The 22,132-nt window shown below is 60.9% G+C and carries 16 protein-coding genes and 1 tRNA gene; 8 read left to right on the plus strand and 9 right to left on the minus strand.

Annotation, left to right across the window (positions count from 1 at the left end; genetic code table 11):
• Positions 1 to 156 precede the first annotated feature (156 nt).
• Positions 157 to 1,494 (minus strand): hypothetical protein, encoded by a 1,338-nt coding sequence (locus ACIBG4_RS16250; protein ID WP_397202435.1) that lies wholly within the window; start codon positions 1,492 to 1,494, stop codon positions 157 to 159.
• 579 nt (positions 1,495 to 2,073) lie between these two features.
• Between ACIBG4_RS16250 and ACIBG4_RS16255 the strand changes: the two genes are divergently transcribed.
• The 3 genes from ACIBG4_RS16255 (at position 2,074) to ACIBG4_RS16265 (ending at position 5,804) form a co-directional block, all read left to right on the plus strand.
• Positions 2,074 to 4,059, plus strand: a complete 1,986-nt coding sequence (locus ACIBG4_RS16255; protein WP_397202436.1) for an AAA family ATPase — start codon at positions 2,074 to 2,076, stop codon at positions 4,057 to 4,059.
• 160 nt (positions 4,060 to 4,219) lie between these two features.
• On the plus strand, positions 4,220 to 4,714 hold the full coding sequence (locus tag ACIBG4_RS16260; protein ID WP_397202437.1) for a hypothetical protein: 495 nt from the start codon (positions 4,220 to 4,222) through the stop codon (positions 4,712 to 4,714).
• A gap of 16 nt (positions 4,715 to 4,730) precedes the next feature.
• Positions 4,731 to 5,804, plus strand: a complete 1,074-nt coding sequence (locus tag ACIBG4_RS16265) for a hypothetical protein (RefSeq protein ID WP_397202438.1) — start codon at positions 4,731 to 4,733, stop codon at positions 5,802 to 5,804.
• Positions 5,805 to 7,347: 1,543 nt separating this feature from the next.
• Here the strand turns inward: ACIBG4_RS16265 and ACIBG4_RS16270 are convergent.
• The 3 genes from ACIBG4_RS16270 to ACIBG4_RS16280 all read right to left on the minus strand — a co-directional run bounded on the left by ACIBG4_RS16270 (position 7,348) and on the right by ACIBG4_RS16280 (position 12,299).
• Positions 7,348 to 8,112 (minus strand): transposase family protein, encoded by a 765-nt coding sequence (locus tag ACIBG4_RS16270; protein WP_397202439.1) that lies wholly within the window; start codon positions 8,110 to 8,112, stop codon positions 7,348 to 7,350.
• A 268-nt stretch (positions 8,113 to 8,380) separates the two neighbouring features.
• Complete coding sequence (locus ACIBG4_RS16275) at positions 8,381 to 11,647, minus strand: hypothetical protein (RefSeq protein ID WP_397202440.1); 3,267 nt, start codon at positions 11,645 to 11,647, stop codon at positions 8,381 to 8,383.
• The gene (locus ACIBG4_RS16280) at positions 11,637 to 12,299 is read right to left on the minus strand and encodes a hypothetical protein (RefSeq protein ID WP_397202441.1); all 663 of its coding nucleotides are present in this window, start codon (positions 12,297 to 12,299) and stop codon (positions 11,637 to 11,639) included. The genes ACIBG4_RS16275 and ACIBG4_RS16280 overlap by 11 nt, the downstream gene beginning before the upstream one ends.
• A gap of 462 nt (positions 12,300 to 12,761) precedes the next feature.
• Between ACIBG4_RS16280 and ACIBG4_RS16285 the strand changes: the two genes are divergently transcribed.
• A tRNA-Arg gene (locus ACIBG4_RS16285) sits at positions 12,762 to 12,846 on the plus strand.
• Positions 12,847 to 13,202: 356 nt separating this feature from the next.
• On the opposite strand, the gene ACIBG4_RS16290 is transcribed toward ACIBG4_RS16285, so the two are convergent.
• Complete coding sequence (locus ACIBG4_RS16290) at positions 13,203 to 15,185, minus strand: hypothetical protein (protein ID WP_397202442.1); 1,983 nt, start codon at positions 15,183 to 15,185, stop codon at positions 13,203 to 13,205.
• A 416-nt stretch (positions 15,186 to 15,601) separates the two neighbouring features.
• On the opposite strand from ACIBG4_RS16290, the gene ACIBG4_RS16295 reads away from it, so the two are divergent.
• Positions 15,602 to 15,709, plus strand: a complete 108-nt coding sequence (locus ACIBG4_RS16295; protein WP_397202511.1) for a molybdopterin-dependent oxidoreductase — start codon at positions 15,602 to 15,604, stop codon at positions 15,707 to 15,709.
• A 254-nt stretch (positions 15,710 to 15,963) separates the two neighbouring features.
• Here ACIBG4_RS16295 and ACIBG4_RS16300 read toward each other — a convergent pair whose 3' ends face one another.
• On the minus strand, positions 15,964 to 16,368 hold the full coding sequence (locus ACIBG4_RS16300; protein WP_397202443.1) for a hypothetical protein: 405 nt from the start codon (positions 16,366 to 16,368) through the stop codon (positions 15,964 to 15,966).
• Positions 16,369 to 16,907: 539 nt separating this feature from the next.
• On the opposite strand from ACIBG4_RS16300, the gene ACIBG4_RS16305 reads away from it, so the two are divergent.
• From ACIBG4_RS16305 to ACIBG4_RS16315, 3 genes are read left to right on the plus strand one after another with little or no spacing between them, the layout of a single operon-like run.
• Positions 16,908 to 17,147 carry a hypothetical protein gene (locus tag ACIBG4_RS16305; protein ID WP_397202444.1) on the plus strand — a complete coding sequence of 80 codons (240 nt, stop codon included), beginning with the start codon at positions 16,908 to 16,910 and terminating at the stop codon, positions 17,145 to 17,147.
• A 2-nt stretch (positions 17,148 to 17,149) separates the two neighbouring features.
• Positions 17,150 to 18,661 carry an ADP-ribosyltransferase gene (locus ACIBG4_RS16310; protein ID WP_397202445.1) on the plus strand — a complete coding sequence of 504 codons (1,512 nt, stop codon included), beginning with the start codon at positions 17,150 to 17,152 and terminating at the stop codon, positions 18,659 to 18,661.
• Positions 18,654 to 18,980, plus strand: a complete 327-nt coding sequence (locus ACIBG4_RS16315; RefSeq protein ID WP_397202446.1) for a hypothetical protein — start codon at positions 18,654 to 18,656, stop codon at positions 18,978 to 18,980. Before ACIBG4_RS16310 ends, ACIBG4_RS16315 begins: the two co-directional genes overlap by 8 nt.
• A 67-nt stretch (positions 18,981 to 19,047) precedes the next feature.
• Here ACIBG4_RS16315 and ACIBG4_RS16320 read toward each other — a convergent pair whose 3' ends face one another.
• The 3 genes from ACIBG4_RS16320 to ACIBG4_RS16330 form a co-directional block, all read right to left on the minus strand.
• Positions 19,048 to 19,389: a hypothetical protein gene (locus ACIBG4_RS16320; protein WP_397202447.1), complete on the minus strand. Its 342-nt coding sequence runs from the start codon at positions 19,387 to 19,389 to the stop codon at positions 19,048 to 19,050.
• Positions 19,390 to 19,523: 134 nt separating this feature from the next.
• Positions 19,524 to 19,724 (minus strand): hypothetical protein, encoded by a 201-nt coding sequence (locus ACIBG4_RS16325; protein ID WP_397202448.1) that lies wholly within the window; start codon positions 19,722 to 19,724, stop codon positions 19,524 to 19,526.
• Positions 19,725 to 20,215: 491 nt separating this feature from the next.
• Positions 20,216 to 22,111, minus strand: coding sequence for a hypothetical protein (locus ACIBG4_RS16330; protein ID WP_397202449.1), 1,896 nt, complete (start codon positions 22,109 to 22,111; stop codon positions 20,216 to 20,218).
• Between the last annotated feature and the right edge of the window lie 21 nt (positions 22,112 to 22,132).

The raw sequence follows: 22,132 nt of genomic DNA on the forward strand, positions 1-22,132 counted from the left end.
GCCACCTGCGGCGCCCGCCGCCCGCCAGGCGGTCGCCGGCCGCGCTGCGGCCCTTCGGCCGGTCGCGGCCGGCACCGCCAGCGCGCCGACCAGGTCGATGGCGCCGGGGCATAGAGGCCACAATCAAAGTCGCGGCCCCTCTACGTGTACGTCAGATCAGCAAGGACGCAAAACGACAACGCTTTCTCTTAGATGATCGGCGATAAAGCTACGTCGCGTTAGCCTCCGCGCCAGTCGAATCTCCTCCACTTCCCAACCGGCAAGCTCAGCCAATCGAGCCAGAAGAATATCAGCTGCGATGACAAATGCGCTATCCATTGACCCGTGAACGGAATTGCCGACTACGTATACCAATCTCCCATTGGGATTGATCACTTTTCTACTTGAGGAGAATACCCGGAGCATGTCGTCAGCATACCCTTGAATGATCTGCCTTCTTCCAACCTTATATTGATCATTAGGAATGGCTGCTATGAGAGGTGAGAGTAGCGAACGAACCTCATCGGCATGCCGGCCGGCTAGATAGCTATACTCTTCCGGAAACCGGACACTAGGATGACTGCGAATAGTCGAAAGCCTTTGAGCTCTCATTTCATCCGGTCGCTCCCATAGGCCTAGCGCCCACGCCTCAGTCTTATATACTTCAGTATAATCAATATTGTTAGGATATGGCGGGGAAAAAATTATCCAGTCAAACTTCTGCTTCCCCGCATAGGTTTGAGCCTCACGCGCGTCGCCCAGCACAACGCGGCACTTCCAAGACTGGGCCGCTTGGCTTCGACCCTCCAGGTCCTCGAGCACGCGAGTAACGTTGGCATCAAAAACCGATTTCGGGTCCTGGGGCTTCCACTTTGGCTTGTGGCGAAGTGCCCGCCCATCACGTCGAAGCTTTCCCGCTGCCTCCACGCTGGCTGCAAGACACACCCTAAGGATGCGCGTTACCCCATGGGTATCGAGCTCGCTGATGGAGTGCCGCAGTGCCAACAGGGCTTGTAAGTGCTCCGGCGGAAAATACTTTCCGTTGCTAAGCGTTGACGAAGGCGTTGTCCATTTCTTTTTGAGCGCCTCGATATAGAGCTTATCAAGGAGAGGAAGCTGCGTTCGAATATCTTGAGCTAGTTTTGCTCCCTGCAATACGCCCAGCGCCTTCGCAGTGCTAACCTCCCATAGGAACGGGTTGCGCTCCACTCCTAGAATGTTGGGCACTACTGAGTACTGCTGCGCTAGCGCAAGGGCGGAAACAACGGTCGTCCCACTCCCACAGAAGGGATCCAAAATAGCTAGATGCTGATGGGGCGTCCAGTTGGAGTCCTTGAAAAGTCTTTCAAGAAGCTGATGCGAGTAAGCTTCCTTCAAATGAAACCAGCGATGGATCGCTTCGGACGAGTTGCCGGTCGGAACTACGAGCCGCGCGTAGTCAGCGATCCGGTCGGTCACAGTCCATCGCGACTGCAGATCGTCATAATGTCCTGTGAGACCTTCGGCAGCAGACAACTTCGTATCTCCTTGTGCCCGACCTTAACCGCAGCGCAGTGGTGACGTAGACATAGATTAGAGCCAAATATACAAGCCGATTAGGTACGATAACAGACCTGACACCTAGGTCGTGCAAGCCTTACCGATGAGTTGCCTCCATCTGCCGCACGCAAGTTGTGGGGCTCACTCAGCCGCCATCCGATCTCACCTCGGCTGAGCCGCACCCATCCCAGCCTGACTCAGCTGCGCACCCATCCCACGCACGGGAGTAGCCAGGCTCCGCAGCACTTCCCTAAGGAAGGCCGAAGGCATCCCATCCATCGTCCCGGCGAGTGGGCACTGTCTGACCAGCGGCCCCAATAAGAACGCGTGCAGGTAGGTGTAAAAACCGACATATACGTTAAAAATGGGACACTGATCAACAATCTTCATAGTTACGGATCGCCTAAATAGCAATTTTGTTCCAGCCGTCATGCGACACTCCTCCTCGACTGTTGCCATGACAACAGGCAAGCGATATAAAACGATCATATGTCCAAAGTGAGGCCCGTTTTGGGCCAGTTATCGCCGCGTCACAGAAGGTTGACCTAGAAAGCCATGATAAAACTCCCGGTTTTCGAACACCTTTCAGTGCAAGGCTATGGGCTCTATCCGGGCACAGCCGGTCAGCCAGGCCTTAGTGCTTCCTTTCAGCCGGGACTTACCTTGATTCTAGGGGCTAACGGTCTCGGCAAAAGCACTCTTGTGCTCTTACTCTTTCGTATGTGTACAGGCCCCGCCGATATCGCAGGTTTCTCAGGGCAACCTGAGCTAGGGTATCGGCAGCTACGGGTAAGTTCTCTCAGTTCTCAGCAATTGAAAGCCTTTGCTACACGTGTGCACGATGGCGCCAAAGGAGCCACGGCAACGCTTAGCTTCAGCTTGGGTACGACATCGGTTTCCGTTACACGAGACCTCAGAAACCTAGCGCTGCGCGGATTCACAGTGAATGGAACGTCGCAGCCAATCGCCGAAGATGAATACCGAAAGTCCATCGCAGAGATAACTGGGCTTAATTCCTTCATTGATTGGCTGCTAATCCTTAGATACCTCGTATTCTATTTCGAAGATCGACGATCTCTGGTATGGGATCCAACCGCACAGCGACATCTATTGAGGCTGCTCTTTCTTCCTCCTGACGAGACGGAGGCATACCTCGCGCTTGAGCGTGAGGTCCTAAGCAAGGATAGCGAGGTTAGGAACCTCCAGGCAGTCGTCAACAAGCAAGACAAACACCTCAAATCCGAAGAAAAATCCTTCGCGGAGCGATCGGAGCTGGAAAGAGAAATATCTCGTCTTGCCAAGCTGCATGACGAGGACAGCGCGCGGCTCACTGTACTTCAAGACAGCCTGAATGAACTCGATGCACAACGTCAGACAACGAGAGTAGAGACACTTAAAGCAGCGGAAGAGCGGGAGTCGGCATATAGGCTTGTCGAGCATCAACGCCTACTAGAAATAGCAACCGCTTTTCCGACGCATAGTGAAAGCGCCCTCTATATCGTGAGTCAGCTCCTCGCAGGTGACTCTTGCCTCGTGTGCGGTACGGATGTTCCTGATTTTGCTCAGCAACTCAGGGAGAGAATTGATGCATCACGATGTGTCATATGCGCATCTTCCGTCAGAAACGGCGCGGCGAGCGAATATTCGAGCGTGAGCATCCAGGATGCTCTTAATGCTCTCAAGATGGCAGACGAGCATCTTATGTCGGCATCAGATGCTCGCTCAGATGCCGAAGCTGCTTATCGCGCCACGCTCACGGAGATGAGGCAACTCGAGAACGCTATTTCGGCTACGTCAGCAAGGCTCGATGCACTTATCAAGCGCCTACCCGCATCTGATCAGGAACTCCGACAGCGCCGACGCGAGTTCAATCAGATGCACGCGCGCATAGAGACTATGAAAGAGGAACTAAACGAAATTCGTGTCACATATGCGGAGCGGATTGAGAGGGCGAACTTCCAAGTAGCAATGCGACATACTGACGTGAAAGCTGCATTTGATTCCCATGCCCACGATTTCCTTGTCGAAGCATGCGCGCTGATATGGAGCACTCACACCGAAAGAGTGGGGCAATCTGGTGACCCTATTGGCTTCTCCGTATTCGAAGTAGACATGACTGGTACGGATTTCAACTCTCCGGTGCGACGTAATGGAGCGGAACAAGTATCAGAAAGCCAAAGGGAGTTTATCGATCTCGCTTTTAGGATGGCTCTTATGAACGTCGCCGGCGAGGGGGGTGTTGGCACGCTAATTGTCGATGCACCGGAATCATCACTGGATGCTGTGTTCGCACCTAGGGCTGCCCGTGTCCTTACACAGTTCGGAAACCCGGAGAGTGACAACAGGGTCATCCTTACCTCGAATCTGGTCGACGGTGAGCTCATCCCAACGTTGCTGAGAAATTCGCGTATTTCCAGTACCGAAGATCCCCGGGTGGTCGATCTTATTCAGATTGCGTCACCGACGGCGGCAATAACTAAATTGAGGGACGAATACAGCGTAGCATTGCAGCGGATTTTCGATAAGGCCACAAATGGATAGTCTCTCTATGGCGTGGGCGCCAGATACTTTGAAGGTTTTCGTAAGATTGGTTGCAGTGGTACAGGCATGCGAGGACGGGGGAATTGCGCCGGTACCTCTTCCCACAATACATGCAGTAGCATACTTTGCTGATGCTTTGGCGCCGGTATGGAACATACCCGTGCTTGAAGCGGAACTTCTCAAAAAGGCCGAACTGCCAATCAATCCAGAGCTGCAACACGATTTAGATCGCTTGGTAGGCATGGGTGTACTCATCCCAGCCTCAGTCAAACACTTGCGTTCGGGCGACGCATGGCGGCTGGACGCCACTTATATCCTGAATCGAGATTTCGGCAGACGAATTCTGCTTGCTCTTGAGAGAGATGACCAGTACGCGCGAGAACTTCACTTTGTTAGGGAAGTCGCGCTCGCGCTGGCCGGTATTGGCAATTACGGTCTGGGGGGCGCAGTACTCGCTGACGCGACGTATTCAGACCCACTTCTCGGTGTCGGAAGTGTTATTGATCTTGCGCCGGAGAACTCGCGGATGACTCGGACTACCGAAGTAAGCGAACGATTCCGCAGCCTGATGGCATCTCAGCGCAAGCTCACCGACGCCGAAGTCGTTCACCTTTATGTAAGGCACCTCTATTCCGCATTGAGAACTGGTGAATAGGATGCAACCTAACCTAATGGGCCCATGGGCGGATGCGGCTCTCCAGCAGACTATCAATGAGTTTTTAGGAGTGGGTAGTGATGCCGACTTCCCTGATGACGTACGATTTTTGGTCGGAGTAGCGCAACTTCTCCGCAAGCGGATTGATCGTGGTGAACTGCAACAGGGTCAGCGACGGCCGGCCGTTTTCTGCCTTCACCCACAGCCGAAAGATATTACAGAAGGCCGGGCCACCAAGTATCTGCCCATGCTTGACAACGGGATAGAGCCGATTTCAGGTCATGTGTGGTTTGTTAATAAAGCGGCCAATGATGGTTTGTCTATCGAGATCAAAGCTGAGGATAGTGACGCATCGATCTTCACGCTTATAATCGATGAGTTGAACGCTGGCAATGTTCCTACTGTGGTGTTCGAAACCCGCACTCCGATGCCAGAGGCTCGCTACTATCCAGAAGGCTTAGCGCATAGAAGTAACTTTAGACTCGTAAAGATTGCCGGAGAGCCTATATCTCTCGAGGAGATCTTCGAGGTAATCGACCGATTGTATGAACAGCAACTATGCACTCCTGATGTGCAAGGGAAAGCTGGCAAGTTGTGGGAGAATCCGGACCAACACCTCCCTATTACTGACGCAGAAGATAGAATTCAGGTCGTCCTGCGTAGCGGTTTAACCGGCTCGTTTCCTACGTGCTATGTTCGCGCAGAGCAACCGCAAGCATCTGGGAGACTGGATATCGAAATAGAGGAATCGTCTCCTGGGAATCGGTCTATAGTTACGCGGCACGCCATTCTGGAACTTAAGGTCCTTAGGAGTCGGCGCTCTACCGGCGCTCAAGTCCCTGACGGTGAGACTAAACGGTGGATCCATGACGGTGTTGAACAGGCTGCTTCGTATCGTGATGAACGGGGGGCCCGATTGGCTGCTCTCTGTTGCTTTGATATGCGGATCAATCCAACGCCGGACACTTGCTTCGAGCACGTTCAGGAGGTGGCCTTACGGCTGAAGGTCGAGTGCCGGTCGTGGCGCTTGTTTGCCTCTTCAAAAGCTTACAGACAGTTTTATGTCCGCCGAACGTATCCATCCTCATAGCGCTGTTCGTCGACTGGCTACGGTGCGTCAGTACAACCAGGATCCCGCCTTAAAGAGCAACAAGACGGTGTCTGACGCCGAGTTCGAGCTGTTGGTCCGCAACGTGTACAAGGTGCTACTAACGCGCGCATGCGCGGCATGCGTGGCACCGCAATCTATGCTGTAGACCCGCAGCTTTGCGAGTACCTGAGGTACCTTATTCTAGACAGGATCTGAAGCCGTTCGTCACGCGAATATGATCCCTCCCGAAAGGCACGATATCTCGCCGGGCGAAAGCGTCGTTGGGGCTGCCGCGTGGCTTCCACTCCTCGGGCCTGGCGGCCCTGCGGTGCGGGTCCACTTGCCACCGGCCATGATGGTGGGCCACCGACGCCAATTGCTGTACAGCAACGCCCAGTCCCAAGGATCACATGTCTGTACTCTCACGGAGGTGATCGCCGGGCCCTACGGATCAAGTGTCCAGGGGTTCGGGCCGTACCGATCGCTTCTACTGCGTCCCTCCTTCGGGAGTGACGGCAATCGACACCAAGCTCCTCCTCCGTCCGGACTCGGCACTGGGTGTCATGGGTACGAGAGTCGACAGCAACGGTGACGACAATGCAGGCGACCACGAGCATGACAGCTCACGCGCCACCCCTGACATCGCCCGATCACAAGCCTTCTGGCTGTCAGTTCGCCGGGATCGAAAGCCTGCTGGTCATGCCTGACGGCAACTGAACGGCCAACCAGCCCTATGTGACCCGCGAGGCACCAAACAGTAGTCTCGTGATGCGGCGCGTCATCGTGTTTCGTTGCGGCCTGTTGCTGAGGACTATCAGCGAGTCGAAGGTGATGTCATCCCGCCGGCTACTGCCACTACTGCCACCGTTGTTCCGGCAAGCGTCACCACCAGCGCAATTGTGGAGCCGGAGACGAACAAGAAAACGAAGAGCTCGCGATCTGCGGCGCCTCAGACGACCGCTGAGCGGCGTGAAGCCAAACTTGCCAACCAGTTCCAGGCCTTCATGAAGGCCCACGGCCGAGACCTCAAGCGATTCTAGATCGCCGTTAAAGGCCTCAGTGGCACTCTCCTCACCGACCTGTACGACGTCCAAGGCCATGTCCTGTACGAGCTGAAAGGCACCTGCACTCGCGAAGCAGTGCGGATGGCCATCGGGCAGCTCTTGGATTACCGCCGGCATGTTGAGCCCCGTCAGCCAGCACTAGCGGTCCTGCTCCCCGACAAGCCCCAGGAAGACCTTCAGGCGTTGCTAACTGACCTAAATATCAGTTTGGTCTACTGGGACGGCGCCACCTTCGTCGATGTCCCTCTCCTGGAGTAGAACGAAACAGTAGCCTCACCGTTTCGCTGCCGCGAAGGTGGCTCACGAAGTCGCGGTTCGGACTCTGCCCCCCATGGCGCCGGGACATATGGGGATGATCTTCAAGATGCGACAGCCCACGAACGATATTTGCCCAGGTCATGTAACTTGGAGGACTCTTCACGCAACCGCTCTCCTACAGCGGGGGCTGGGGCTAGTCGAACACGGTCACTGAGCGCTTTTCACCCTGCTTCGCGGAGTTGCAGGACGAGGATGGCTTTAACGAGCTGACCTGCGAGAAGAGGGCAGCAGCGTAGTTTGCGGAGGATGCGCCAGGTTTTCAGCTGCGCATTTGCGCGTTCCCCCGGTCCGCGGAGCCTGGCGTGGGAGGAGTTCGCGCTCTTCTGCCAGGCCGGCTTGTTCTTCCCCTTGTACGGCACGCGCACGGGCTCACCTGCGCCGACGTAGCCCTTGTCTGCCAGGGTGATCAGTCCGGCGGCTTTCAGCCGGTGCACGGTACCCCAGACCCGCGCCGCCTTCACGTCGTGTACCGCCCCTGGCAGGGAGCCGGAGGTCCACAGTGGAGTTCCATCCGGAGCGGCCAAGATCTGGATGTTCATGCCGTGTTTCTTATGCTTGCCGGAGTAGTACGGCCGGTCGGCAGCCACCCGATCGATCGGGATCAGGGTGCCATCCAGCACCACGAAGGCGTAGCCGGCATGTTGGGCGGCGCGTAACGCCTGGTCCAGATGAGGTGCGCGGCCGGCGAGCAGAGTGATGGCCTCCCGAATGTAGCGCCACGCGGTGGTGGCACCGACGGCGAAGCTCGCCGCCAGTTCGGTCAGCGTCTCGCCCTTGCGCAAGTGGACGAGTGCGAGCATGGCCTGCTGGCCGGGGTTGAGCCGGCGCCAACGGGGACCGATCTTCTTGCGGTGACGACGTCTGAGGCCGGACAGGAACGTCAACGTCCGGGGTGACAACGGCAGCGCAGCACGATAGAACAGCACGCGAAGCTCCTGGAGATGCTGTTGCTCTTGGTCGACAACGCATCTACCAGGGGCTTCTCTGCTTTTAGATCAAGTTCAGGAGCCTGCAACAAGCCTGTGACCTGGCACATCAGGATGAAAAAGACTCACTGTGCAATCTGTGCCAGCGAGCACACGGAAGATTCATACCAGCGTGTGCTTACTAAACTTGAGCTGCACGACCCCATCCGGCGATGATCTGCGCTTACGACTTGAGTTGTTATCGAGCCGGGGCGGCTGCGGCGTTTAGCTACATGGGCACGCCCATAAGGCGTCGGATCTTTGGCTCGTAACGATTTGCAACATCCAAGAACTGATTATTGTCTTCGCAGACGTCCTTGCCCAGCTCGCAGATGTCGAGGATTTGGCTGCCGAGGTCCAGGAACTGATCCTTCGATACCACCGTCCGGCAAGCCTCCATCCAGTTGCATCCGTCACGGACCATCACGGCAAACGTGTGCGGAGAGTCTGAGCCCTTACGTTTCGCGATCCACTCTAGGTCGTCGAGGGCCGCCTTGGCCTCAGCGAACGATGCAGCATCCTTAGCATACGCCGTCGCATGCCGCAGGCGGATCGAGCTCCTGGTTGTCAGGACGAGGTGGTCGGTCGCCCCTCCGTCACACCCAATTGCCGAGTGCATGTGATTCGCCGCGATAGAGAGATCGCCTCGTTCGAGTTCAAACTGGCCGCGTTGCAGCCAGTAGTGAAAGTCCTCGTGCAGCAGATCATGAACCGAGTCGTAGATGGAGCGCACATCGCCGTAGGGGATCTTGGTCTTCTTCATCATGTCGTGATTCAGCAGACGAATCATGACCATCCGATATGGGTGGTCATGTCGCGTGATGTGGCCGCCGCGTTCCGCGTAAAACACCAGCAGCGAACGGATGATCTCCGCCAGGAAGGGTGGCTGGTCCCTGAGAATCGAGTCGACGACTGTGTCGGCGAAGGTCTTCTGCCTGCACCGCAACGATCCCTCCGGCGTGAGATTTAGCAGGCGCTGCCCTATCAGAACGTTAATCGCGTTGACCGTCTCGACCCCTGGTGCCCCCTGCGACACGACTTGGATCAGGTCTCCCTCGTCGATGCCGTGCTGCTTGTTGACGAGTTCGGACTGAAGGAAGCTGACCGTGGCGTAGATCAACTTGCGCTCATCAGAGAGCTGTTCGTACTCGCTGCGTACCTTATCCTCGAATCGCTGCCTGGTGACCACCTCGATCATCGCGGCGAGCAAACTCCGGCCGCTGAGCTGGCGCAGCTTCTCCACGCGCTGCCTCATGAAGCGGTACTCCTTCAGGATGCCGAGCAGCCCATTATCCTTGAGGATTTTCACCAGCCTCTCGAGGTCATCGTCGTTCAGCGGGTCGTCAGCCGCAACCACGCTCGGGCGGAAGGTCGCGTCGAGTACGTCCTCGCGAGTTCTCCGCACGCTGGCCACCACGAGGGTTTGGCCGTTCCTATTCAAGTGCCGGAGCAGCGTGGCGGCCTGACTGCTGAAGATCGCCACATCGTCGACGAACATGGCGTCCGGATTAAGCTTGAGCATCTCGTCGACGACAGCCTTGCGCGAGCGTGTGGTCTCGCGGTCGATCCAGCCAACCGTCTTGCCTTTGCGGTGCAGGTAGTAAGCAAAGTGCATGAGCGCGGTCGTCTTCCCTGACCCCGCTCGACCCTTCACCAGCACGATGGGCTCGGCCCTGTCGACGCCGGGTACGGTGGCACGCCTAATGGCCTCGACCACCGACAACATCGCCGCCTTGCCGTCGACGATGTCGCCCCAGGTGGGATCGTGCCCCTTTAGGTAGTCTTTGCTCCCAACATGCCTATCCTTGATCAGGGACGACACCAGCGCGACGCCCTTACCCATACGCGTCTCGTCTACCAACGCCACTCGGCGATCCCGCCCTCTACGGAGCTGTTCGATACCGGGACGCAGGCTGGTGGCGGCGAAATCAGCCGGATCCCGCCTGATGTGGATCAGGCCGTTGCTGCGAAGTCGTGCCCGGTCAGCCGGGATGCCGTCGGGAGTCACGACGAACCGCGCTGGGAGGCTTTCGTGCTCTTGGGTAGCGATTAGCTCTTGCGGTTCCCACAGAGCCTGACTGCTCGGGGAGGCCGCCATCCAGACCATAGGATAGAGGAGCGCGTCGGTCTGGAATTGACGAAACCACTGGCTCCTGGGGTCGGCGTGACTCTTGGCCGGGCCGAAGTCGATGGTGGAAAGATCGTCACCGACGATGCCGTTCATGGCGATGATTTCGACATCGACGGTGGGGTCCTCTTCCGGCCGGTCATAGCAGGCGTTGAAGACCCTGGCACTAATCTGATCGTCGCCGCTGGCCATGGCCTGCAGGGTGTTAGAGCCAGTGAAGTCGTAGATCCGCCACCACGGGCTGCGCAGTAGGTTGCGGACGCCTGGCAGTTGGGCGCCAGGCGCGCTCCGCAGTTGTTGCAGGATGCTCTGGAGTTGAGGCGCGGACAGACTAGCGACGGCGTCGGGCCAGATGCTGCGCATCGATGGTTGCGAGGAGGGCAAGTTGCCGTACGTCGTGACGGTGATCTGGTCCCGCAGCTTGTCGAGGTCGATGGTGTCTTTCGCTGCGCCGGAGATGAGCACGAGCACCATGCGGCCGGACTCGACCTGCCGGTAGAACTCCTGCAAGTGCTTGGCCTCGTCGTACGGTTCTTCGACTACCGGCACCGGCGTGGGCTGTTGCCGTGGCGCTCGGCGGGCCAGTGTGATCCCCTTTCCCTCGGTAGCATCCGTTACTTCAGGTTGGCCCGTCTGCCCGAACTGCGCCCGGATCAGGCGGTATGACTGGCCTCCGACGCTCCAGGCATCGTCGCCGCCCTGCCGTCCGGTCAGCAGCAACGTCGAGCCGTCCAGCGGGAAGCCCAGTGGCAACGCCGCCGGCTCCGCCGCAACGACCACAGTCAGGTCGTTCCTAGCCTTCCAAGCTGCGAAGTCGCCGCCGACAGCGTGTGAGAGCTGCTCGACCGCGCAGACCGCAAGCATGTGATCGGGCGGCGAGGCGACCATGCGGAAGACCGTATTGGCCACGATCAGACCCACTTGCCGCTTTCCAACAGCGATCCGAGTGCTGCCATCGCCGGGAAGCAGTCCGGGCTGCCATACTTCATCGTGGTAGCTGCGCGCCCAGTCGAGAAAGTCCTTGAAGACCCGATCGCGCATCGCCTCCACGATCTCGGAGTACTCGCCGCTCCACAGGCCCGCCTCGATGTCGCGCCAGTTATTCACCAGCGCCCGCTCGACCAGCCGCCCGGCCGCGCTCTCGTGTAGGTCACCGATCCCCGGAACCGGGAGCACGAGAGGTTGGAAGTCGTCCTCGTAGCACTCCAGCAGCACCGCGTCGAGCAAGTCCCGGCCGAACGCCACGATCACATCGAGGCGTTCGGCCCGTTTGTGCAGCATGCGGACAAGGTCGATGACCGGCTTGTCGTCGCTTCCTTGCGAGCCCAAACACAAGATGTTGAGGTGGGTACTCATCTCACTGCTCACGCAATCCGATCGTCTTGATACTTGCCCTGGGAATGCGGAGAATAGTCACGCCGGGCGCGCAGGTGTCCCGCTTGACGGCGATCTCTACGAACGCGGTGGTGAGCGTGGCTTCCTTGATCGTCCCCTCGATCGCGTTATGCGGCGGGAACCGGCAGGCGCCAGCCATGCTCATCAAGTCCTTCTGCTCGACGATGACGACGCCGGGCACGGTCTTCTCAGCCGGTCCGACGAGGACAGCCAACCCGAAGGTCAGGGCGCTGAGACCCAGGGCCCCTGCGGCCATTCTCGTAGCCCATTTCTGCCGTTCATCGATCTCCTCGGTTTCGATGTCGGCTTTTTGTAGTACTTTGGCCACAAAGTCATCGACATCCGTTGCCTCGCGAATTTTTACGAGCTGGTGGACCGGTAAGGAAATGGCCCATACGTACATCATCGCGGCGCATAGCCACAGCCCCACGGCCGCGACACCGACAGCCCGAGTGACAAGTGGATGGCTGGCCAGCGCCGTGAAGGTCAGCGCGGCGACGAGACCGCCGGCGAACAGGGTGATCGTGGACTGCGCCGTCTGCGCCCGGGTTCTCGCGCTACTACCGGAACGCACCCGCTCCGAGTAATAGGCACCGCCAACCGCATCTACAACCTTATCCAGCAACGCGCTGCGATCCTCAGAGCCAGGCACCATTATCCACCGTTATATCGAGGCGAGAAGGTAGTTCAAAATAGCACGGAACGTAATGCAAGCGCTTGATGACGCCCCGATCCCAGTGGGTCATGCCATCGTGGTTGGGATCACTGGTGCCGAAGGAGATTCACGTCCGGGTACGTGGTAGTTGAGAGCTCCCTGCCCTGGCAAGTTCTCCAGCAGCTACTGGCCCTCCATGTTGGAGCGGGCCAGCACCGCAAAGGTGCCCCCGATCAGCCACTCCCACGGGCGCAACCACTTTGGGGACACGCCGAGCGTGTCCATCAGCGCCTGCGTGGCTCGAGCCTCTCGACTGAGGTGGGCACGCGCCGACGTAGTAGCTACACGCAAGCAGGATGTGGGCTGTCTTCGACGAGTACTGGGACATACGCGGGATGATCTTTCAGATGGCGTAGGCGGTGCCAGGAATTAGCGCAGCTCAGACCGTGCGAGCCGGCCATAGGGCCACCGCTCTCCTAAAGCGGATGCCGCAGGTTCGAATCCTGCCGGGGCACCAGATCCAACCCCACGAAATAGGCCTCTGACCAGTTAAAGAGCCGGTCAGGGGCTTCTCTGTGTGTCCGAGTGTGTCCGGCCGTCACCGATCATCTGCGGCTACTCCTTCCCAATGCCTTCCCGCAGCGACGGAAGCGTTCGATGCTCATGCAGACCTGCGGCCGTCTGCGAGGCGGCTGACCCCTGTGGCCGGCAGTAGGTGAGATGTGGATCCCCCTTAGAGGACGTCACATCTGGTGAGGCGGCGGGAGGAAGGTCCTCGTCTGGGGGCATGCGAACGAACGGCACCATCGGTGAGCGGGGCGGCTGGCCAGCCGCCCCGCTCACCGATGGCCTCAATCGGTCGTGTGTGAGCTCTCAGGCTGCGCCCGGAATCGTGATCTGGTGGCTTGCCTCGGCCGGGAGGAAGGCCCAATCCCCGGCCCAACTGACTGTGTAGGTGTAGTCACCGCCCACGGCCGGGGTGTCGGTGAAGGCGAATGATCCGGCACTGCCGAAGGCTATTGACGGCAGCGTGGTGTTGACGGTTCCGCTGCGGTTGGTGACTGTCCGGACCACCTTGATCAGAGAACCCGCTGCAGGAAGCTGACCACCGGCATCCAGCGTTCCGCTCAACTGGAGTTGCTTGCCTACGTTCCCCTTCGTCGGTCCGGACAACGTCAGCGTCACGTTCCGCTTGATGATCCGAACCATCTGTGAGGCCGTGCTCCCCCAGAACTTTGCGTTGCCCTCCCAATGCACGTCATACCTGACGTTTCCGGAGGGCGGGGGTATGGCCTTGACGGCGAGCCCGCTTCCGTTGCCGGGTGGGGTGTCAGTGATGGTGAATGTGCCATCCGTCTTGGTTGTCACACTGGGGAGAATCTGGCTGGTCCCATCGGACAGGTAGCGGATCGCCACCAAGGGCTGAGCGCCTGGGGCGGACCCGTCCGACAGGGTGAGCTGTCCGGTCATGGTCAGCGGTTCGAGCGCCAGCGCATCAATCGGAGCCTTCAGGGTGAGCGAGGACAGACGCTTGGCCACCCTTACCGTCGCTGAGGTCGCACTCCAGCGGAACTTCGCATTGCCGTCCCAGGTCACGTCATACCTGATCGTGCCGTCGATCGGCGGGGTGTCGGTGACGGTGAACGTACCGTCTGCCTCGGTCGTCACACCCGTGAGCGTCGCGGTGGTGCCATCAGGCAGTCGGCGGGTCACCTCGATGGGTTGTGCGCCCGTGTCGGAGCCGCCCAGTGTCAGCCTGCCGGTGAGGGTGAGCGGCTCAAGTACTTGTGCTGTGGACGGAGCCGACAAAGCGAGCGTGGACGGTGAGAGGGTCGTTGCCTCCATCCGCCACAGGTGGAGCTGATGGGTGTCTCGCTGCTCGATCACGCCGAAGACATCATCGCCGGAGAAGGCAAGGCTGCCCGGGAGCAGTTCACCGATCGTGGTGTCGTTCGTGTACGTCCTTTCCGCCGTCGCCGCGTCATACAGAGCGACACGCTTGGCGTCCGAGGTAGGGGCGGACCAACCGCCCACGACATGGGCGCCATCCGGGCTTACTGCAACGGCGGTCGCACCTGCCTGCCACGTCGACTCTCCACCGTACGTACGAACCCGCGTCAGGCTGGTGGTGTCCCAGCCTTCGAACCGGTGGGGGGAACCGAACGCCGAAACAACCGTCGAGCCGTCCGTCGTCATGGCGAGGTCCTGCAGGTTGCCGCGATCGTCCGTGGAACCGTCGATCGTGCCGCGCAGGGTGGCAGTGGTGCTGGAGGCGTCGTACACCAGCAGGTCTGCGGGACTGACACCCCTCTCCCCAACGACCAGCGTATTCCCCGCCGCAACGACCAGGGGAGCACGGTAAAAAGTGATCGGGATCCGGGACGGCTCCGGAACCGTCGCCGACACGTCGAGACCGACGACACCGCCCTTCCAGTCGTCATTGCAGCCATGACCGACCCACAGCAACTTGCCGGCCAGCGTCAGGCTCTGCGGGCACGGATAGGCGGTCAGGTCGATCCGCCGGGCGATTTCGAGGGTCTGGGTATCGATCTCGGCGATCTGGTTGGCACTGCTGAGTGCCGCATACAGGGAGGTTCCGTCAGCCGTGATCGCGAGGCCTGACGGTCGAGGCAGCCCGGTCAATGCGTCCTTGACGGTGCCCTGGGTGTCTGCGACGACGATCCGATCGTTCGCCGAAACGAAGACCTTGCCGCCGCCTACCGCGGTATCCGCGCTACCCCAGGCAATGCCGAGGTCGGTCACGGTGTCGACGGCCAGGGCAGCCGGTGCATGGACTGTAACGAGGCCGGCCGACACGATCAACGCGCTGCCGAGGACGAGTAGGCGGTGGGCCAATCGGGAGACTGTCGGTCTGATCGATGTCGTGCCGACGTCTCGGCGTGATGGTGATGGCAAGGGCTCTCCAACTCGATCGCTAGTACGAAAACTAGTAGATCAAGTCACAGAGCGGGATCGCCTGTCAACCAGCCGAGTGATCTCGATTGACACTTGGCGGCAGGTTACGAGAACACAGAGGGCAACTGAAGCCTGATGGGTCCCGCAAGCTCAATGCGACGACGGCCGGCCTCGCTGGCTCCACCGTGAGCAAGCGGCGACCGAACGACAGATGTCCGGCACGACAGGCGGGACCAGGCGCGCGGCGGCGCGGTCGGGGTGCCGGCCATGGCGCCGGACGGTGAACCCCGCCCGCCTCCCGGCAGGGTCGGCAGCGAGGTAGCTGGAACAACCCGCTGGCCCTGCTCGCTCTCAAGCTGAACGGCCGGACGCTCGACGCCGACCACGGCTACTCGGTACGGCTGATCGCGCCTAACCGGCCGGGTGTCACGCAGACCAAGTGGGTCACGGTGGAGGTCGCGTGAGGTGGATCGGGTACGCGGCAGGTGCCGTGCTGGTGGGGACCGGATTCGGGCGCGAACTGAGCCTTGAGGTAGTCGACGAACTGGCCTCTACGTGTCTTGCTGAAGAGCCGGGTGCGCTCGTCCTCGACGTGGTCATAGAGATCGTGGATGTCCGGATCGCTGGCGTTGTGCAGGTAAGCGACCCCGCGCACCGCGTTCCGGTGCTGATCCAGGGCTCCAACGAAATCGGCCAGGTATTCGCAGTAGCCTCTCACCTACATAACCGGGTGCAGCTTGGGCCGATGCCCCGTGCCCGACACCAGCACCATTTTGTCGTCGTCCTCGTACAGCTCGGCCTGGCTCCACTGCTTGAGCTCGACGATCAGGTAGGAGTCCGCCCCTGTCCGCCGGTCACGTCCAGCAAGGATGACGTCAGCCCGCTTGCTGGTTAACGGGAGCTGGTACTCGATGAGCATCTCGACGCCCCCCAGGCCGGCTTTGACCAGGTCCCGGGCCAGAATCGGGATGCTCCGATCCCAGGACTTTCGTTCACTCCTGCCTGGATTGATCCCTTGGGTGGCGCGCAGGTAGTCAGCGATCACATCACTGAGGACGCGCTCGGGCACCGACTCGGACACCAGCTGGACCAGACTTTCCGCCGAATGCCGGAAAACGGCCACGGATCTACCCCCAGGCAGCACGAAAGACTAGTGCGGTATGGGGGCGTATCCGCCATCAGAGCGGAAGCCCGTCGGGCCGCATCACCGATACGTCCTGAGATTACCGGGATCTTCGCCCAATGCAGTCCCTGATCAGCAATCGAGGGGCTTCGATGGGCAGCGGATCGCTGCACCTGGAGCGGAAGGTCCAGTGCGGCATGGCCCCAGGCTTGCCGTTCCGGCTCGTTGCCCGCCGACTTGATCAGAAGTTCATCCGCCGCTGCTGGCGGCACTTGCCCCAGAGTGTCCGGGCGATGACTTCGCAATGTCGCCCACTTTCATCCCTAGAGGCGATTGATGAATTTTTGAAGGCATTCCCCCAGGTCACCACTCCCATAGAGCCTGAAGCGCCCACATTAGACATGTTGTCATGGGCGGACGTCGCATCATGCAGCACTTCAGACCAATCCGGGCGATTCGGTTGCCGCGTTAGGTCGGGCGCAGTCCAATGGCCTCACGTCTTGGACTCAAGCTTGATCGTCGCACCCAAGGAGTCACGTATGACCCGGGAGCAACTGGAACAGGCAATACGTCGAGCCGAAGAACTCACCGATCAAGCCAGGCCCGGTCTCGACCGCGCCATCACCCTCATGGCGCAGAACGTCTGGACCGGCCCAGCCGCTCAGCGCTTCGGCGACGAACTGGTCGCTCAGCGCCAAGCCCTGATCGGGGCGTGCGCCGGTGCGGTTGAAGAACTCCGGGCGCTGTTAGCCCGTACGCCGGCAGACAGCCCTAGGTAGCCATGGGCCAACTGGAGGGCATGGTTCCTGAGGGCGTCCGTAGCCTCAAGGAAGCGTTGCGCCAGGCCGAGTCGTCGCTGGACTCGGTCGGTGAGGAGTTATGGGGCCTTTTGCATGGCGCCTGGCTGTCGACCGCCTCAGCCGACACGATCCGTCGAGTAGCGGCGTGGGCCGGCACCCAAGGCCCTGAGATCAACAAGCGGCTGCTGCTCCTGGAACGCATGGAGCTGGACAAGCCGGAGCTGTTCGGCGCCGGCAAACCGCCGATCTCGGTCGACGAATCGCTCTTCGCCCCCGGAGCAGTTCTCCCGGTGACAGGCGGTTTCTGGGACCGTTTCAACCAGCATCTTCAGGCTTCGTTCGACCCGAATCTGAACTCCGGCGACCCACTGACAGAGCAAGCCAAGGGCGCCGTGGAGAGCGTGGCCGGCCTGGGCAAGATGGTGATCGACTTCTCTCCCAATCGGGCGATCTTCGACTTCATGGGCTGGCAACGCAACATGAGCGACCTGGCTCAGGCCCTGGTTCAGGGAGTGGAGCACCCTGCCGAGTTCGCCAAGTCGGCACTGGACTGGGATACCTGGGCGTCCAATCCCGATCGAGCCTTCGGCCGGCTCATCCCCGACATCGTGGCGGCAATCACCACTGCCGGCACCAGCGGCGCAACCTCAGCCACCACACGTGCCGTCGGAGCTCTGGGCAAGGCCGCCAAGAACGTGATCCGCCCCAAGCCGTCGACCGCCCTCAGCCCCCGCAACCTCGGGCGACACCTCGACCGCAACGGGGACCACATCCCCGACGGGGACGGCCCCATCGACGCCCCGAAGAGCATGCCGACGGTGCCAGGTGCGAATCCTCTGGACGACGCCGTACGGCATGCCACCAACGCTGAGGGACGCGCATGGGCGCGGGACAACATGCCACTGCCGGACCTGACCACGGAGGAATTGATCGCATTACGGTCCTACGGTGGTCCTGGCTACATGAAAATCAACCCAGCCTTACGCGCAAAGGCCGCCGACCCCAACGTTGTCTGGTCACCCGAAGTCGCCGATGAGATCGCCGCCATGGATAGGGCAATCGCCAAGTCTCATCTGCCATCCGATGTGGTCCTGCACAGAGGCGTGGGCAAAAAGTTCCTGGAAGCGGTGGGGGTCGATACCAATTCCCCTGCGGACATGGAAGCGCTGGAAGGCGCCGTCATCACCGAACCGGGTTACTTGAGCACAAGCGCGGGCCGGCGGGGCGGATTCGACGGCGATGTTCGCGTGATGTTACGGGTGCCCAAGGGGTATGAAGCGCTCAATATGTACCCGATCACCAAGATCATTGGCGAACGGGAGATCCTCTTACGCCGCGGCACTTCATACATCGTGCGTGGTGTGTACCGTAAGGACGGCCACTGGTACATGGAAGCGGACGTCGTACCGGATGGCTGGACCAAGCCCCCCGACTGGGACGCCCAACCGTCCATGGATGCTGACCTCGGATGGAAAGGACCCTACGATGACTGAGACCCCGAACCCGCGCTTCTACGACTACGTCACCCCCATTACCGTCTCAAGAAGCGAATCCTACGATTTCAAGGCCACCGGCCCGGTACGACGAGCCGCGGTGCATGACCGGAACGGACGATTGCTCGGACATGTGTGGACCGACGACCGTCAGGCCGCTGGATTCACCCGCATCGAAGATCCCGAGCCGGACATGGCGTACGCGGGAGGACGCATGCGTCGGATTCTCGCCAACGCCTACAAAGCAGGAGTCCCTGCCAGTCAACTCTTAGATCCCGCCTTGTACGCGCCAGATTTCGAGTTGCGCCTTACCCCGTGATGCCTGGAGTCGTCCAGACGTGAAGTGACCCCGGGCGAGCCGGGGCCAAAAGGGGGTGAGCCGCGAGCTATGTGCCCAGGGCATCATGGATCTTGCTGTTGACCTGCTCGCGCTGACCGTCCAAGCACTTGGCGTAGACCCGCAACAGCACATCCACGCTGTGGCCGACGCGCTTGGCGACTTCGGAAGCCGGGACGCCCGCGTTCAGCCAGAGCGAGACCGCCGCATGCCGCAGATCGTACGGTCGGGCAGCCAGCGACGAGGCGACCTGTTCCGGAGTGAGCGCAAGCCTGCGGGCTTCCTGCCAGACGTAGGAATACGCCGAGCTGGAGTAGGTCCCGCCGGTACCAGTGCTGAAGATCCTGCCGTCCTCGGCATTCCCGTACTCGGCGATGTGCTCGCGGAGCATGGCGACCAGGACAGGCGGGATCGGGATCTCTCGCGTCTCCTTGTCCGCGCGGTGCTTCAGGCTGCGCGACTCATGTGTCTCGCCGGAGTTGGTCCAGCGCTTCGTTGCCTGTGGCCGCGCTCTCTCCAGGACGATCAGACCCAGCCCGACGCCAGCAGGGTGCAGTTCCTCAGCCGCAGGTCCGCGGCCTCCTCCGGCCGGAGCGCGGCGTAGTACATGCACGCGAACAGCGCTCTCAGCCGAGGCCCACGCTTCCGCCCGACGGTGGGCACGGCGTCGAGGAGCTGCCGCGCTTGGGTCGGGTTGACCACCGTGCGGGGATCGACGACCGTCACGGCCTTCGGCGCCGTCCGCTTGTGGGTTGGTGCCGAACACCTTCTGTGAAGTCCTCGGGATGACCGCCGGCCAAGCCAGTGCCCACATCAACGCAGCCTTCTCTGGGGCGATCACGTTCGACCCGCAACTGGACCCTCGACCTGAGCATCCTCACCGACGCAGGCGTCACCCTCACGCCGCCTCCTGGGCGGCCCAACTGCGCAGCCGAAGCACAGCGACGCCTGACCGAGGTGCAGCAGGTCCCACCCCGGACTACGGACCTGCCTTCGCCCCTTGCCCCGGCCCGTCCACGCCACGAACCTCGCCCCGGGAAGCAAGCCCCTCCCTCAGCTCTATGCAGGGATCAAAGTGGCTGCCCGAATGGCTACAGCACTGGCTGGCAGACCCACGAGACACTCGCTGAACCTGCCGCGCCAACCCCGAGAGCTACTGACGTTGATGACGCGCGGTGATTCCAGCGCCTCCGCGCGGGCATTGTCCCAGCGGGCTCTCATTCGGCGTCGTTCAGGGCGGCCGCGAGGTTTCCCGTGCGTAGCTCTTGCTGTTCGACCCATCTCTTTCCCTCGGCGGCGATTCCTTCTAGAACGTGGAGGGTGTGGGGCAGTCCTGCGGCATCCAACGACACCTTGGACACCGCGCCGGGAACCTCTCCCTGCTGTAGCTCCTCCATCCCCGAGCTCACCTCGACACTGATCTCATCACCGTTCACGAGTGAGAGCTGGAAGACGCGTTCGTCGTTGTCCGACTGGCTGACCCGTACGGCGGCGACCGTTTCGAAGCGGTAGTTGAGCCGCTGCCGGTCGTGGAAGGTGCCGTTCATGAAGTCGAGCGTGACGGTGAGCTGGCGGACGCCTTCCTGGGTGATGAGGAAGACCAGCAGTTGGTACCTCTTGTAGCGCCATGGGCCACCTTGTAGGCGTGCGCGTGCGCTCGACCGGGCAGGAGCCTCGATGAAGGCGTGCGCGATGACATGGCTCATGGTCAGCCTGTAGTGCCGCAACGCCTCGTCGAGAAGCGCTTTCCGGTCGCAGTCGAGCCAGCCGGCCATCTCCTCGTCGCGGGGCTTGTCCGCCATCTTCGCGCGCCAGCGGGCCAGGGCAGCCAGGTCGCCCTTGTAGGTCTGGTCGCTCTCGCTCTCGTCGGCGGCGTAGCGGCGGCGCTCAAGGATGATGTGAAGCCACGTGCGGGAGCCGACCCATCCGGAGATCAGCAGGAGGAGAATCGTGCCGATGGCCGGCAGGGGCTCGACCGGCACGGCGCTTACCGCTGCCCAACCGCCTCCACCTGCGAGAGCGAGGAGTCCGAGTATCGCCAGAGCTTTCGTTGGCCCGGGCGTGGCGAGTTCCTCTCGGTAGCTCCACAGCGTGCCTCGTCGATGGCGGGCGCCGGCCTCGCTCGCCCGGTGCCGGATGAGCCAGGCGAGGCGCTCGACCCCGATCCGCATTCCTCCGTAAACCGACGCGATCTCATCGCGCAGGCTGCGGCGGATCCCCGTTGTGCGGGCCATCCAGCTGTCACGGTCCACACCTGGCGGCAGGTAGGTGGCGAAGTAGTGGTCGATGCGGTTCTCCGCCTTCTTGGCGAAGCTGCCGGGCTCGGCCTCGCTTTTGAGTCCCAGGTACTCCCTGTCTTTGGCGCGACGGCGTACGACGCGGAAGCGCCAGTCCGCGGCGTTCGGCGCACCGACGTAGGCGCCCCCGAGACCCAGCACGTAGGCGAGCATTGTGAGAATGCGACCGCTCTGCAGGATCAGATAGCCCAGGTGGGCTGTGGCCATGACGAGCACGACTGTCGCGGTCAGGGCCTGGGCCCGAGTGGCCACCGATGTGTCGGGAGGCTTCGGGGCCCGGCGCTCAGGCGCTTTCGGCGCCGGGTGGAAGAACTTCCAGATCCGATCCTTTCGGTCATCGGCCATCTGTTCCGTCTTGGCCTTGGTCAGCGCGAGGTGCCACAGATGGTCTTCGATCGGGCCGTCGAGGTATAGCTCCAGGTGATCGAGGATCAGGCTGCGTTGCGGTTCGCGGAGCGCGTCGAGGTCTTTGACGACGACCCGTATGTCCTCCTCGGCTTTTCCCGCCGATTCCAGGAGCCGGTCGATGATGCGGACGCCGTCCCGCCACGGGTCGTCGCCCGAGAGCCGCATGATGGCGCGCCGGTCACGCAGTTGGGCGGTTTCGTCCTTGGTCAGCTCGTGCCGCGTCCGGCCGCTCACCATGGCGAGCAACCAGTAGAAGTAGACCTCGTTGGTGGCGAAGTCGACCCTGGCCTCGTTGATGAGTTGCCGGGCGGGTCCGGGCATGCGGCCTTTCAGAAAGGAGACGCCGGCCCGGAACCTCTTCTCGGGCGGGTCCTGCGGGCTCGTCATGTAGATGACGTCGCCGTGCACTGTCCCTGCCTGCACTCCGAT

This window comes from Nonomuraea sp. NPDC050383 (assembly GCF_044459125.1).
In the GTDB taxonomy this organism is placed as follows: Bacteria; Actinomycetota; Actinomycetes; order Streptosporangiales; family Streptosporangiaceae; genus Nonomuraea.

Coding starts and splice junctions, on each gene's coding strand:
- ACIBG4_RS16255 (WP_397202436.1), top strand. CDS start 2,074: ATGATAAAACTCCCGGTTTTCGAACACCTTTCAGTGCAAGGCTATGGG.
- ACIBG4_RS16315 (WP_397202446.1), top strand. CDS start 18,654: ATGACTGAGACCCCGAACCCGCGCTTCTACGACTACGTCACCCCCATT.
- ACIBG4_RS16310 (WP_397202445.1), top strand. CDS start 17,150: ATGGGCCAACTGGAGGGCATGGTTCCTGAGGGCGTCCGTAGCCTCAAG.
- ACIBG4_RS16320 (WP_397202447.1), bottom strand. CDS start 19,389: ATGCTCCGCGAGCACATCGCCGAGTACGGGAATGCCGAGGACGGCAGG.
- ACIBG4_RS16305 (WP_397202444.1), top strand. CDS start 16,908: ATGACCCGGGAGCAACTGGAACAGGCAATACGTCGAGCCGAAGAACTC.
- ACIBG4_RS16265 (WP_397202438.1), top strand. CDS start 4,731: ATGGGCCCATGGGCGGATGCGGCTCTCCAGCAGACTATCAATGAGTTT.